The 14,216-nt window shown below is 61.8% G+C and carries 8 protein-coding genes and 1 riboswitch; of the genes, 5 read left to right on the forward strand and 3 right to left on the reverse strand.

Features of this window, described 5'->3' with window-relative positions:
* Nucleotides 1-138: 138 nt before the first annotated feature.
* Nucleotides 139-738 carry a TetR/AcrR family transcriptional regulator gene (locus BREU_RS06740; protein WP_044088695.1) on the reverse strand — a complete coding sequence of 200 codons (600 nt, stop codon included), beginning with the start codon at nucleotides 736-738 and terminating at the stop codon, nucleotides 139-141.
* Between the two features lie 363 nt (nucleotides 739-1,101).
* On the opposite strand from BREU_RS06740, the gene BREU_RS06745 reads away from it, so the two are divergent.
* The 5 genes from BREU_RS06745 to ileS all read left to right on the forward strand — a co-directional run bounded on the left by BREU_RS06745 (nucleotide 1,102) and on the right by ileS (nucleotide 12,142).
* Nucleotides 1,102-3,366, forward strand: a complete 2,265-nt coding sequence (locus BREU_RS06745; protein ID WP_044088694.1) for an exo-alpha-(1->6)-L-arabinopyranosidase — start codon at nucleotides 1,102-1,104, stop codon at nucleotides 3,364-3,366.
* Nucleotides 3,367-3,695: 329 nt separating this feature from the next.
* Nucleotides 3,696-4,232 (forward strand): MarR family winged helix-turn-helix transcriptional regulator, encoded by a 537-nt coding sequence (locus BREU_RS06750; protein WP_044088693.1) that lies wholly within the window; start codon nucleotides 3,696-3,698, stop codon nucleotides 4,230-4,232.
* A gap of 77 nt (nucleotides 4,233-4,309) precedes the next feature.
* Nucleotides 4,310-6,229, forward strand: a complete 1,920-nt coding sequence (locus BREU_RS06755; RefSeq protein ID WP_044088740.1) for an ABC transporter ATP-binding protein — start codon at nucleotides 4,310-4,312, stop codon at nucleotides 6,227-6,229.
* Nucleotides 6,226-8,250 carry an ABC transporter ATP-binding protein gene (locus tag BREU_RS06760; RefSeq protein ID WP_044088692.1) on the forward strand — a complete coding sequence of 675 codons (2,025 nt, stop codon included), beginning with the start codon at nucleotides 6,226-6,228 and terminating at the stop codon, nucleotides 8,248-8,250. Before BREU_RS06755 ends, BREU_RS06760 begins: the two co-directional genes overlap by 4 nt.
* 583 nt (nucleotides 8,251-8,833) lie before the next feature.
* Nucleotides 8,834-12,142 (forward strand): mupirocin-resistant isoleucine--tRNA ligase, encoded by a 3,309-nt coding sequence (gene ileS / locus BREU_RS06765; RefSeq protein ID WP_238567026.1) that lies wholly within the window; start codon nucleotides 8,834-8,836, stop codon nucleotides 12,140-12,142.
* A gap of 234 nt (nucleotides 12,143-12,376) precedes the next feature.
* Here ileS and metK read toward each other — a convergent pair whose 3' ends face one another.
* Together metK and rpoZ are read right to left on the reverse strand one after the other, a co-directional pair.
* Nucleotides 12,377-13,600 (reverse strand): methionine adenosyltransferase, encoded by a 1,224-nt coding sequence (gene metK / locus BREU_RS06770; RefSeq protein ID WP_044088690.1) that lies wholly within the window; start codon nucleotides 13,598-13,600, stop codon nucleotides 12,377-12,379.
* Nucleotides 13,596-13,656: riboswitch (SAM riboswitch) on the reverse strand. Its footprint overlaps the gene before it by 5 nt.
* A gap of 200 nt (nucleotides 13,657-13,856) precedes the next feature.
* Nucleotides 13,857-14,189: a DNA-directed RNA polymerase subunit omega gene (gene rpoZ / locus BREU_RS06775; protein ID WP_044088689.1), complete on the reverse strand. Its 333-nt coding sequence runs from the start codon at nucleotides 14,187-14,189 to the stop codon at nucleotides 13,857-13,859.
* Between the last annotated feature and the right edge of the window lie 27 nt (nucleotides 14,190-14,216).

Genomic DNA, 14,216 nt, shown 5'->3' on the forward strand with positions numbered 1-14,216 from the left:
ATGAGGAGGGGAAAATCGTTTCCTCATGTACCGCATATGCCCAGAATGCGTTGTAGGGATTCGTATATGTACCGCATATGCCCAGAACCAGGGCCGCTACTGGTGCGGGCGCCGGCGGAAGCAGAACCGGCCTGTGCCCTACCGATACCCCTCCCACAAAGGCAGGGGCATGAGAACGTCTTCGCAATCCGCCCACATGGCGGCAAGGTCCTGGCCGGGGGAGCGCAGCCAGCGCAGCTGGAGGCCATCCATCATCGAGAAGCCGGCCTGCAGAAGATGCTCCACGTTCACGCCATCCGGCACGCGCCAGTTGATGTTGAGCGCGTTGGCCACGGTGTCGTGCTCGCGGCGGGCGAAATAGTCGTGCGCCGGATGCGCGGGGTCGAGCGCCTCGGCGCTCAGGGTGGAGAACATGTGCACCAGCGCCGGGCGTGTGGCATTCACCGCCACCACCTTGCGCCACATTTCGGCGATGAGCGGACGCGCCTCGGTGACCATCGTGGCCATGATGTCCACGGTCTGCTGGTCGTAGGTTTCGGTGAGCGCGAGGTCCAGCAATCCCTCCTTGCTGCCCACGTAATGCAGTACGCCGGCCTTGGTGAGTCCGACCTCGGTGGCGATGCGTTGCAGCGAGGTGCCGTAGTAGCCGAGTCTGCCGAAGGATTCGACGGTCGCCTCGATGATGGCGCTGCGGCGGTCGTCCGCCGACGCGGCGGGGGAGGGGGTGGGATCGTTCATGCGTTTCTCTTCTCCGCTCCCGAGCCCGGGAGCTGGTAACTGGTGCGGTTGCTGGTGCAGGCGGGGCGATGGGGCTTGCACAACGACTTCCGCACAGTGTATTGCTGCATCGTATCAAGCAAGATTATCTGCTACCTTACGGTCGGTTGGTAAGGATTCCAAATGATTTCGGTGTGTTGCGTCGTCAATTCTGATACTCTACCTACCAACCGGTTGGTCTAGGCGGTATTGCCTGATGGAATTCGCGGATGAACCTCACTGGGCAGCGGGATATCGAATCCCCGAGATTCGTTCCCTTGCCGACGTCCGGACCGAACCGCGCAAAACGACTGACATCGCACACGACTCAAGGAAAGAGGCATCATGAGCGAAACCAACGCAACCCCGACCTACCCCTCCGTCAAGGATCTGACCCTCGAGGAGAAGGCGTCCCTGACCTCCGGCGGAGACGCCTGGCACCTGCAGAGCGTCGAGCACAAGGGCATCCCCGGCTACATGATCACCGACGGCCCCCACGGCCTGAGGAAATCCCTGGCCTCCAACACCAGCGAAACCGACCTCAACGACTCCGTGCCGGCCACCTGCTTCCCGCCGGCCGCAGGCCTCTCCAGCTCGTGGAACCCAGCGCTCATCCGCAAAGTCGGCGAGGTGATGGGCGAGGAGTGCGTGCAGGAGAAGGTCGCTGTGATCCTCGGCCCCGGCGTCAACATCAAGCGCAACCCGCTCGGTGGCCGCTGCTTCGAGTACTGGTCCGAGGACCCGTATCTGGCCGGCCATGAGGCGGTCGGCATCGTCGAGGGCGTGCAATCCAAGGGCGTGGGCACCTCGCTGAAGCACTTCGCCGCCAACAACCAGGAGACCGACCGCCTGCGCGTGGACGCCCGCATCAGCCAGCGGGCCCTACGCGAGATCTACCTGCCGGCCTTCGAGCACATCGTCAAGACCGCCCAGCCGTGGACCATCATGTGCTCCTACAACAGAATCAACGGTGTGCACTCCGCCCAGAACCACTGGCTGCTGACCGACGTGCTGCGCGACGAATGGGGCTTCAAGGGCATCGTCATGTCCGACTGGGGCGCCGACCACGACCGCGTGGCGTCCCTGAACGCCGGCCTGAACCTCGAAATGCCGCCGAGCTACACGGATGACCAGATTGTGTACGCCGCACGCGACGGCCGCATCGACCCAGCTCAGCTCGACCGCATGGCCCAGGGCATGATCGACCTGACCAACAAGGCCCGCGCCGCGATGAGCATCGACGGCTACCGTTTCGATGTGGACGCACATGACGAGGTGGCTCGCCAGGCCGCCGTGGAATCCATCGTCATGCTCAAGAACGAGGACGCGATCCTGCCGATTGACCCTGCCGGAGGCAAGAAGCTCGCCGTCATCGGAGAATTCGCGCGCACCCCGCGTTATCAGGGCGGCGGCTCCTCGCACATCACCCCCACCAAGATGACATCGTTCCTCGACGCTCTGGACGAGCGCGGCATCAAGGCTGACTTCGCCCCCGGCTTCACGCTCGACCTTGCCCCGGCCGACTCCGCGCTGACGCTCGAAGCCGTCGAAACCGCGCGCGACGCCGACGTGGTCCTCATGTTCCTCGGGCTTCCCGAGGAGGCCGAGTCCGAGGGCTTCGACCGCACGACGCTCGACATTCCCGCCAAGCAGATCGAACTGCTGCGTCAAGTGGCTGCGGAGAACCCGAACGTCGTCGTAGTGCTGTCCAACGGTTCTGTGGTAACCGTGCACCCGTGGGCCGATGCCTCCAAGTCGATCCTCGAATCCTGGCTGCTCGGACAGGCCGGCGGCCGCGCGCTCGCCGATGTGGTCTTCGGCGAGGCGAGTCCGTCCGGCAAACTCGCCCAGTCCATCCCGATGGACATCAACGACGACCCGAGCATGCTCAACTGGCCCGGCGAGGAAGGCCACGTCGACTACGGCGAAGGCGTGTTCGTCGGCTACCGCTATTACGACACCTATAACAAGGCCGTCGATTACCCGTTCGGCTACGGCTTGAGCTACGCGACGTTCGAGATCGGCGACGTGGCCGTGGCCAAGACCGGTGCCAACACCGCATCTGTGACCGCGACCGTGACCAACACGTCCGACACGCCCGCCGCCGAAACCGTTCAGGTCTACGTGGCGCCCGGCAAGGCCGACGTTGCCCGTCCGGTCCACGAGCTCAAGGGCTTCGAGAAGGTGTTCCTCGGAGCCGGCGAATCCAAGACCGTGACCATCGAGCTCAATGAGCGCGCCTTCGCCTACTGGTCCGAGAAGTACAACGACTGGCATGTCGAAGCTGGCGAATACACGGTGGAGGTCGGCGTCTCCAGCCGCGACATCGCCGCCAGCATCGCGGTGACGCTCGACGGTGACGGCAAGTCCATGCCGCTGAACGAATGGTCGACGTTCGGCGAATGGTCCGCCGACCCGGTCGGCGCCAAGGTGGTCGAGGCGGTGGGTGCCGCCGGCGAACGCGGCGATATGCCCAAGCTGCCGGACAACGACATGATGCGCCTGTTCCTCAATTCCATGCCGATCAACTCGCTGCCCACGCTGCTGGGCGAGTCCGGCAAGGACCTCACCGCCTTCATGCTCGACGAATACGCGGCGCTGACCAAGTAGCAGCAGTCCGGTCAGACGGTCCGTCGGCCTGACGTCGCGACATACCAAAGGGGAGTTCGCAGAACCACGGTTGTCACAGACAGCCATTGGGTTTCGCGCCATTGCGCGAAGCCCATCCGCCGTTCTGCGAACACCCCTTCGACGTATCGGCCGGCAACGAGCTATTGGTCTGTGCAAAGCTTCCTACAAGGCCCACTGACATGGTGGCCCCCAATGGACGACAGGCAATTGTTGTATGCGGAACTGTTGTATATGGGACGTAATAACATGCTTCAATGCAGATTAGATGCACATGGAATGCATAGTCAACTGTCGCGAATGGAGGGGTTGTGGACCGTCGTATCCTCAGCTTCGATTTGCGGGCGCTCGTCAAGGCGGTGAATCGGTATCTGGGTGAGACGATGCCGGAATCGGCGCGTATCGCCACAGGCGGGAACGCGCATATCATCATGTTCCTTGCCCGTAATCGGGACAAGGACATCTACCAGCACACCATCGAACAGAAGTTCTGCATCAGCCGGTCCACAGCCTCACGTGTGCTGGCGTTGATGGAGAGGAAAGGGCTTATCGTGCGCGAATCGGTCGCCCACGATGCCCGGCTCAAGAAAATCGTGCTCACCGAAAAGGCGGATGCCATCGTCGCCGACCTCACGGCGAATGGCGAGCGAGTGGAGCGTCTGCTGTCGAAGGGATTCACCCAGGCGGAGACCGAACAGCTCATGCAATACGTGCAACGGTTGCGTGCCAACGTGGACGCAGCGCAGCAGGCGTTCGAGCTGCGGCAAGAACAGCCCCGACATGAAACCAAACAATTCGACCATGACGAAATATCGGATACGGAGAACAAGAAGGAGGAGAGCAAATGAGCGATACCACAGCAAAACGTACTGCACGTACTGCAATAGCAGACAGCGATGATGCAGTCGCCACCGAAGCCGCGATCATGCGGTCGCGCAAGGCCGTCGAACCGGAACGCCCCAAGCATGTCATCCGGACGCTGGCGGGATCGATGCGCGAATACACCAAGGAGAGTTTCCTGGCCCCGCTGTTCGTGTTCATCGAGGCCATTCTGGAAATCGTGATTCCTACCGTGATGGCCACCCTGATCGACCAGGGCATCACCGGCGGCTCCATGCCCGCCATCATCAGGTTCGGCCTGATCCTGCTGGCCTGCTCCCTGGTTTCGCTGGGTTGCGGCTTCCTGGCCGGAAAGTACGCTGCCATCGCGGCCGCCGGTTTCGCCAAGAACCTGCGCCACGACCAATTCGAACAGGTGCAGCGCTTCAGCTTCACCAACATCGACCGCTTCTCCACCGGTTCGATCATCACGCGCCTGACCACTGATGTGACCAACCTGCAGATGGCGTACGGCATGATGGTGCGTATGGGCGTGCGCGCCCCGATCATGGTGATCGTGGCGTGGATCTTCTCCTACCGCATCAGCCCGAGCATCTCCATGGTGTTCCTCGCCTGCATTCCGATCCTGGCCATCGGCCTGTGCGGTCTGGCGGTGCTGGTGCATCCGGTGTTCGAGCGTGTGTTCCACACCTACGATGCCCTCAACAACGTGGTGGACGAGAACCTGCAGGGTGTCCGCGTGGTGAAGTCCTACAACCGCGAATCCTTTGAAATCAACAAGTTCGACAGGATCTCCAAGCGCATCTTCAAGGACTTCACACTCGCCGAACGCATCATGAGCTTCAACAATCCAATCATGATGTTCTGCATCTACGCCTCGATGATCCTCATCGCATGGCTGGGCGCCCAGCAGATCGTCGCCTCGGGCAACAACGCCGCCATCGGCCTGACCACTGGAGACTTGACCGCTCTGGTGACCTACGCCATGCAGATCCTCATGGCCATGATGATGCTGTCGATGATTTTCGTCATGTTCATCATCTCCCAGGCCTCCGCCGAGCGCATCTGCCAGGTGCTTCAGGAGAAGAGCACCGTGGTCGATCCGGAAACCCCGATCTCGACCGTGGCCGACGGCTCCATCGAATTCGACGATGTCACGTTCCGCTATTCCGACAGCTCCGAAAAGCCGGTGCTTGATGACATCAACCTGACCATCCCCTCCGGCGCCACCATCGGCATCGTCGGCGGCACGGGTTCGGCGAAATCCTCGCTCGTCCAGCTCATTCCCAGGCTCTACGACGTTTCCTCCGGCTCGCTCAAGGTAGGCGGCCGCGATGTGCGCGACTATGACCTCGAGGTGCTGCGCGACCAGGTGGCCATGGTGCTGCAGAAGAACGTGCTGTTCTCCGGCACCATCGCCGAAAACCTGCGCTGGGGCAATCCGGATGCCACGGACGAGGATCTGCGCCATGCCTGCCAGCTTGCCCAGGCGGACGGCTTCATCCAGGAATTCCCGGACAAGTACGACACGTACATCGAACAGGGCGGCACCAACGTCTCCGGTGGCCAGCGTCAGCGTCTGTGCATCGCACGCGCACTGCTCAAGAAGCCGAAGATCCTGATTCTCGACGACTCCACCTCCGCCGTCGACACCAAGACCGACAAGCTGATCCGCGAGGCGTTCCACCATGAGATCCCGGACACCACCAAGATCATCATCGCCCAGCGCGTGGCCTCGGTGCAGGAGTCGGACATGATCCTCGTCATGGACGAAGGCCGCATCATGGCACGCGGCACCCATGAGGAGCTGCTCAGGACCTGCGACGAATACCGGTCCATCTACGAATCCCAGACCAAGAACACCGCTCAAGGCCAGATGGAACTCGACCGGTCCGCAGCCGACCAGTCCGCGGCCGAGGAGGCCGCGAAGGTCAGAGGCGTCGATTCCAATAGCGAATCCAGCAATGAGTCTGGTGACAAGGCACAGGAAGGAGAGGCGCGATGAGCGACAAGCAGAATCAACGGAATTTCCGCAACCGCAAACCCGCGATGGGCAAGGCGGCTCCCGGCACCACCAAGCGCATCTTCGGATACATCCTGCAATACCGTTGGCGTGTGGTGGCCATCGTGGCGTGCATCCTCATTGGCGCTATCGCACAGGCCGGTTCCGCCCTATTCCTGCAGACCCTCATCGATAAGTACATCCTGCCGATGGTCGGGCAGAGCAATCCCGATTGGGTGCCTCTGATCCGCGCCATCACCCTGATGGGTTGCCTGTATGCGGCCGGTATCGTTTCCTCCTGGCTGTGGGTATGGCTGGTCGTGACGGTCGAACAGGGCACGTTGAAGAAGATCCGCGACGACATGTTCGCCCACCAGCAGCATCTGCCGATCCGCTACTTCGACACCAACGAGCACGGCGACATCATGAGCCGTTACACCAACGACACGGATACGCTGCGTCAGGCCATCAGCCAGTCGTTCCCGCAGATGTTCTCCGCCGGCATCTCCGCGCTGGCGGCCGTGATCGCCATGTTCTGGTTGTCAGTGCCGCTCACGTTGTTCGTGCTCCTGTTCACCGTGCTGCTGTACTTCATAGTGCGCGCGATCGTCGGCCGTGCCGGACGCTATTTCGTCAAGCAGCAGCAGTGGCTGGGCGATGTGAACGCCTTCGTGGAGGAATCCGTCAACGGCCAGAAGGTCATCAAGGTCTTCAACCATGAGGAGACCACCCAGCGCACCTTCGACCAGAAGAACCAGGAACTGTTCGAGGCGTCCGCCGAGGCCAACACCTGGGGCAACGTCACCATGCCGGTGGTGGGCAATATGGGCTATGTGCTGTACATCCTGCTCGCCATCGTGGGCGGTGCCATGGCGCTTGGCGGCGTGGGCAACTTCGGCCTGTCCGGCGCAGGCCCGCTGACCCTCGGCACCTTGGTCTCGCTGCTGACGCTGTCCCGTTCGTTCATCAACCCACTCGGCCAGGTCTCCATGCAGCTCAACATGGTGATGATGGCGCTCGCCGGTGCCTCCCGAATCTTCGCGTTGATGGATGAACCGGTGGAGTCGGACGGCGGCACGGTGACGCTGGTCAACGTGGAACTGGGCGAAGACGGCCGCACCATGACGGAGGTCGACCATGAGACCGGCCACTGGGCTTGGAAGCGCGAAGCCGGCGATGATGGCACCCGTTCGCTTAAGGCTGCGGAGAAACTGCATGGCACCGCACGCGAGGTGGCTTTGAAGGCCAAGGAGCAGGCGATTACCTCGCCTGACGGCAGGCTCACGCTGTTGCAGGGCGATGTGCGTTTCACCAACGTGACTTTCGGCTACAACCCGGACAAGCCGGTGCTGCACGACATCACCTGGTTCGCCAAGCCGGGGCAGAAGATGGCGCTTGTGGGCGCCACCGGCGCCGGCAAGACCACGGTGACCAACCTCATCAACCGGTTCTACGACATCCAGGAAGGCCAGATCCTCTACGACGGCATCGACGTGAAGAACATTCGCAAGCCTGACCTGCGCCGATCGCTGGGCGTTGTGCTTCAGGACGTGAACCTGTTCACCGGCACCGTGATGGACAACATCCGCTACGGCCGCCTGGACGCCACCGACGAGGAGTGCATCGAGGCTGCGAAGCTCGTGAACGCGGACGGCTTCATCCGCATGCTGCCTCAGGGATACCAGACCGTGCTCGAGGGAGACGGCTCCGGCCTGTCCCAAGGCCAGCGCCAGCTGATCTCCATCGCCCGCGCCGCCGTGGCCGATTCCCCGGCGCTGATCCTTGACGAGGCCACCTCGTCGATCGATACGCGTACCGAGGAGGTCGTACAGGCCGGCATGGACGCACTGATGAAGGGACGAACGGTCTTCGTGATCGCCCACCGTCTCTCCACCGTGCGCAACTCCGATGTGATCATGGTGCTCGACCATGGACGCATCATCGAGCGCGGCTCCCACGACGAGCTCATCGCGCTCAAGGGCGAGTACTACCAGCTCTACACCGGTGCCGTGGAACTGGAGTAAGACCTCCTGCCGTCTGCTGCCTGCAGCATTCCATGGCACGGTATTTGCGAAATATCTCTCACTGACGAAAAGCCAGTGAGAGATATTTTTACAAATACAGGGATGTAGTCAGCGGAAATCATCCCCGTGGCTTTGGAAGAAGCGGTGTGTCGAATTGCCTGTTGAACTGCCTGCCGAACTGCCACGTGAGGTGCGATATGGCCTAGCTGCGTGCTACGATATGCACCGTTGTGAGGCATTGATCCGTTATCAGCGGGGAGTCTTCGGAAGAACGGCGGAATCCGCATGCGCGGCATTCGCCCAGTAGAACCGACGGGATCGGCCCGAGACAGCCGAACATAAGCGGTCGCGCGGGTTTTCCGTTGCAAGGTGTCACAGCCTGAGGCGGGGAAGCGGTGCGATAAGCGAGGTGGTACCGCGGTGCGGAGCGCGACATAGTCGCTTCGTCATCGTCCTCGTATACAGGAACATCATTCGACGATGATTCCGGCGAGGCGACTGGATCGACCGGGTGCCCATCCGAATTCAACGTCATCGATGATGCTCCCCAATGTACCGACATCATACAAACAGGAGATCTACGGTGAGCGAAAACGTATATCCCAAGGCGAACGAGGGCGGCGAGACCGCGAACGTTGCGCCAAACCCCAGCTTCCCCCACATGGAGGAGACCGTTCTCGACTACTGGGACAAGGATGACACCTTCCAGAAGTCGGTCGAGCGAAACCCCTCCGGCGACCACAGCCAGAACGAGTTCGTGTTCTTCGACGGCCCGCCCTTCGCCAACGGTCTGCCGCACTACGGCCACCTGCTGACCGGTTACGCCAAGGACGTCATCCCGCGCTACCAGACCATGAAGGGCCGCAAGGTCAACCGCGTCTTCGGCTGGGACACCCACGGCCTGCCCGCCGAACTCGAGGCGCAGAAGGAGCTCGGCATCGACTCGGTCGACCAGATCGAGAAGATGGGCATCGACAAGTTCAACGACGCCTGCCGCGCCAGCGTGCTCAAGTACACGCACGAATGGCAGGACTACGTGCATCGTCAGGCCCGCTGGGTGGACTTCGAGCACGGCTACAAGACCCTCAACATCCCGTACATGGAATCCGTGATGTGGGCGTTCAAGCAGCTCTACGACAAGGGCCTCGCCTATCAGGGCTACCGCGTGCTGCCGTACTGCCCGAAGGACCGCACGCCGCTGTCCGCGCACGAGTTGCGCATGGACGCCGACGTCTACCAGGATCGTCAGGACACCACCGTCTCCGTGGCCGTCAAGCTGCGCGACGAGGACGCCTACGCCGTCTTCTGGACCACCACGCCGTGGACCGTGCCCACCAACTTCGCCATCGTGGTCGGCGCCGACATCGACTATGTCGAAGTCAAGCCCACCGAAGGCAAGTTCGCAGGCAAGAAGTTCTACCTCGGCAAGGACCTGCTGCCGCATTACACCAAGGAACTCGGTGAGAACTACGAGGTCGTGCGCGAGCTCAAGGGCTCCGAGCTCGAAGGCCGCCGCTACTGGCCGGTGTTCCCGTACTTCGCCGGCGAGAAGGCCGAGTCCGAAGGCAACGTGCCCGGTCCGAACGGCTACACCATCTTCACCGCCGACTACGTCGACACCGTCGAAGGTACCGGCCTCGTGCATCAGGCCCCCTACGGCGAGGACGATATGAACACGCTCAACGCCAAGGGCATCAAGAGCACCGACGTGCTCGACGCCGGCTGTCGCTTCACCTCCCAGTGCCCGGAGTATGAAGCATGTTCGTGTTCGACGCCAACCTGCCGATTCTGCGCAACCTGCGCGCCGGCGACGGCCCGCTCGCCGAAATCCCCCGAGGAGCATCGCGCGATCCTCTTCCAGGAGAAGAGCTACGTGCACTCCTACCCGCACTGCTGGCGTTGCGCCACCCCGCTGATCTACAAGCCGGTGTCCTCCTGGTTCGTCTCCGTGACCAAGATCAAGCCGCGTCTGCTGGAGCTCAACCAGCAGATCAACTGGATTCCGGAGAACGTTAAGGACGGCCAGTTCGGCAAGTGGCTCGCCAACGCGCGCGATTGGTCGATCTCCCGTAACCGTTTCTGGGGCTCTCCGATTCCGGTGTGGGTGTCCGACGACCCGAAGTACCCGCGTGTGGACGTGTACGGTTCGCTTGAGGAGCTCAAGGCCGACTTCGGCGATTATCCGCGCGACCGTGACGGCAACATCAACATGCACCGTCCGTGGATCGACAACCTGACCCGTCCGAACCCGGACGATCCGACCGGCAAGTCCACGATGCATCGCATCACCGATGTGCTCGACTGCTGGTTCGAATCCGGCTCGATGTCGTTCGCGCAGTTCCACTACCCGTTCGAGAACAAGGAGAAGTTCGAACAGCACTTCCCGGCCGACTACATCGTCGAATACATCGGACAGACCCGCGGCTGGTTCTACCTGCTGCACGTGATGGCGACCGCGCTGTTCGACCGTCCGGCGTTCAAGAACGTGATCTGCCACGGCATCGTGCTCGGCTCCGACGGCCAGAAGATGTCCAAGCACCTGCGCAACTACCCGGATGTGAACGGCGTGTTCGACAAGTACGGTTCCGACGCCATGCGCTGGTTCCTGATGTCGTCCCCGATCTTGCGCGGCGGCAACCTCATCGTCACCGCCGAAGGTATCCGCGACACCGTGCGCCAGGTCATGCTGCCGGTGTGGAGCTCGTACTACTTCTTCACGCTGTACGCCAACGCCGCCAACGGCGGCAAGGGCTTCGACGCTCGTCATCTGCATGCGGATGAGGTCGCGGCACTGCCGGAAATGGATCGATACCTGCTGGCCCGCACCCGCAGGCTCGTGGAGCGCGTGGAAAAGGCACTGGACGAGTTCGCGATCTCCGACGCCTGCGACGCAGCATCCGACTTCATCGACGTGCTCACCAACTGGTACATCCGCAACACCCGAGACCGCTTCTGGAACGAGGACGCGAACGCGTTCAACACCTTGTACACCGTGCTCGAGGTATTCATGCGCGTGCTCGCCCCGCTCGCCCCAATGGAGGCCGAATCCGTGTGGCGCGGCCTGACCGGCGGCGAATCCGTCCACCTGGCCGATTGGCCGTTCGTGGTGGACGAGAAGACCGGCGAGGCTACCGAATTGGGCCGCGTGCTGGTCGATGATCCGAAGCTCGTGGAGGCGATGGAAAAGGTGCGCGAAGTCGTCTCCGGCACTCTGTCCCTGCGCAAGGCGTCGCAGATTCGCGTGCGCCAGCCGCTGTCCAAGCTCACCGTGGTGGTCGAGGATGTGAATGACGTGCGTGCCTATGCCGAGGTGCTCAAGTCCGAGCTCAACGTGAAGGACATCGAGTTCTGCACGATGGAGGACGCCGGCTCCCAGGGCCTGAAGATCGTGCACGAGCTGCGCGTGAACGCTCGCGCTGCCGGCCCGCGCCTTGGCAAGCAGGTGCAGTTCGCCATCAAGGCGTCCAAGACCGGCGCATGGCATGTGGATGTCGACACCGGTGCTCCGGTGGTAGAGACGCCGAACGGTGATGTCGCACTGGTCGAAGGCGAGTACGAGCTGATCAACCGTGTGGAGGAGCAGAACGCGGCTGAGGCTTCGGTCTCCGTGTCTGCGGCGCTGCCGACCGGCGGCTTCGTGATTCTCGACACTGCGCTTGACGCCGATTTGCTGGCCGAGGGCTACGCGCGCGACGCCATCCGCGCTGTCCAGGACGCCCGCAAGGACGCCGGACTCGACATCGCCGACCGCATCTCGCTGGTGCTGACCGTGCCGGCTGCCGATGTGGCCAAGGTCGAGCAGTTCCGCGACCTGATCGCTCGCGAAACGCTGGCGACTTCGTTCGAGGTGAAGGAAGGTGCCGAGCTGGCCGTCGAGGTCGCCAAAGCCTGAAATCGCTGAATCGGCTTGCTGAGCTTCCAACGTTGAACGTTGCCGACAGCTTGGCAAGCCCGGTGCCAATAGATAAGAGCTTGTCGTTATGGTAGGAATCGCATAGATTCCAATCACAACAACAAGCTCTTTGTGTTCCTATAGGCGTCGTTCTTGTATATAAAGTGAATGGGTGTTGCCTACCGTGTTTGGCGGGCAACACCCATTCACTCTATCTGGATTGGTAACGGCTGCTCACTCCGCGGCGATGGCGGCCTTGAGCTCGTCGACCTTGTTGGTCTGCTCCCACGGGAACTCCACGTCGGTGCGACCGAAGTGGCCATAGGCGGCGGTCTTCAGATAAATCGGACGCTTCAGATCGAGCTCGTCGATGATGGCGGCCGGACGCAGGTCGAACACCTTACGCACCGCGGCGGCGATCTGGCCGCGCGTCACACCATCACGCTCGGTGCCGAAGGCCTCCACGTTGATGGACACCGGATCGGCCACGCCGATGGCATAGGCCACCTGCACCTCGGCCTTGTGAGCCAAGCCGGCAGCCACGATGTTCTTTGCGACCCAGCGGGTGGCATATGCGGCGGAACGATCCACCTTGGACGGATCCTTGCCGGAGAATGCGCCGCCGCCATGGTGGGCTGCACCACCATAGGTGTCGACGATGATCTTACGGCCAGTAAGGCCGGCGTCAGCAGCCGGGCCGCCGAGTATGAACGAACCGGTCGGGTTCACCAGCTGACGGTATCCCTCATATGGCACCTTGTCGCCCAGGACTTCCTTCAGGACAGGGTCGATGACGTGTTCCTTGAGCTGCGCTTCAAGCCACTCATGAGTTGCCTCCGGGTCGTGCTGGGTGGAGATGAGCACGGTGTCCAGGCGTACCGGCTTGTCATTGTCGTCGTATTCCACGGTCACCTGGGTCTTGCCATCCGGGCGCAGATGCGGCACTTCGCCGGACTTGCGCACCTGCGTCAGACGGAAGGCCAGACGATGCGCCAAGTAGATCGGCAACGGCATCAGCACCGGCGTCTCGTCGGTGGCGTAACCGAACATCACGCCTTGGTCGCCGGCACCCTGAGCCTCGTAGCGTTCCTCGCGGCTGGCTGCGGTCTCCTGCTCGGCGGAAAGGCGGGATACGCCTTGATTGATTTCAGCGCTTTGCCCGGTAATCGCCACAATCACGCCGCAGGAATCGGCATCCAAGCCGACCTCTGAGGAAGTGTATCCGATGTTGCGCAGGGTCTCACGAACTTTGGACTGCACATCGCAGTATCCTTCGGAAGTGACTTCGCCGAACACCAGGAAGACGCCTGTGGCAGCTGAGGTCTCCACAGCGACATGGCTGGTGGGATCCTGCGCGAGCAGGTCGTCAAGAATGGCATCGGAAATCTGATCGCACACTTTATCCGGGTGGCCTTCGGTGACGGATTCCGCGGAAATAAGCCGCTTCTCTTCTGTCATATCATCCCTTTCATCAGGACTTATCGCCCCGCAGGCAGGCGGAGCACAATGATACGGTTGTATTCATTTTTGATGGAAGCAGGCATAGCAAAGGGCTCGTGCCAACCAGCGCGGTGGCGCGAGCCCTTGGTCGTGTTCGCTCCTGAGTCTGTTTATAGCCTATGCAACTCGGTAAAGCAAGCATGTGACTCGAAAATCAGTGCACAGCGGAACCTGACGGCATGTGGCATGCGGGGGAGCGTGACGGCGAAGCCGATCAGTTGCCTTCGCTCAGATCGTCTTCGCCCAGAGTCTCCTCAAGCAGACCTTCGTCGATTTCACGGAAGGCGATGGACAGCGGTTTCTCGTTGTTCTGGTACTCCACCAGCGGGCCGACGTTCTGCAGAAGGCCCTCGTTGAGCTGGGTGAAGTAGGAATTGATTTGGCGGGCGCGCTTGGCGGCGAAGATGGCCAGCGCGTACTTGGAATCAGCATGCTGCATCAGGTCGTCAATCGGCGGGTTCGCCAGACCGGTGGGGTGCGGGTCGGTGCCGAACGGCTCGGCAGCCTGCTCGTCAGCCTGATCCTTGACCTCGGTATCTTCTGCCATAAGTATGTGTCTCCAAACGTTGGAAAA

Origin of the sequence: Bifidobacterium reuteri DSM 23975 (genome assembly GCF_000741695.1) — a bacterium.
GTDB classification, from domain to species: Bacteria; Actinomycetota; Actinomycetes; order Actinomycetales; family Bifidobacteriaceae; genus Bifidobacterium; species Bifidobacterium reuteri.

What these genes read in the sequence shown, in the direction of transcription:
- BREU_RS06740 (WP_044088695.1), bottom strand. Translation starts at nt 738, where the DNA reads ATGAACGATCCCACCCCCTCCCCCGCCGCGTCGGCGGACGACCGCCGC.
- BREU_RS06745 (WP_044088694.1), top strand. Translation starts at nt 1,102, where the DNA reads ATGAGCGAAACCAACGCAACCCCGACCTACCCCTCCGTCAAGGATCTG.
- BREU_RS06755 (WP_044088740.1), top strand. Translation starts at nt 4,310, where the DNA reads ATGCGGTCGCGCAAGGCCGTCGAACCGGAACGCCCCAAGCATGTCATC.
- BREU_RS06760 (WP_044088692.1), top strand. Translation starts at nt 6,226, where the DNA reads ATGAGCGACAAGCAGAATCAACGGAATTTCCGCAACCGCAAACCCGCG.
- metK (WP_044088690.1), bottom strand. Translation starts at nt 13,600, where the DNA reads ATGACAGAAGAGAAGCGGCTTATTTCCGCGGAATCCGTCACCGAAGGC.
- rpoZ (WP_044088689.1), bottom strand. Translation starts at nt 14,189, where the DNA reads ATGGCAGAAGATACCGAGGTCAAGGATCAGGCTGACGAGCAGGCTGCC.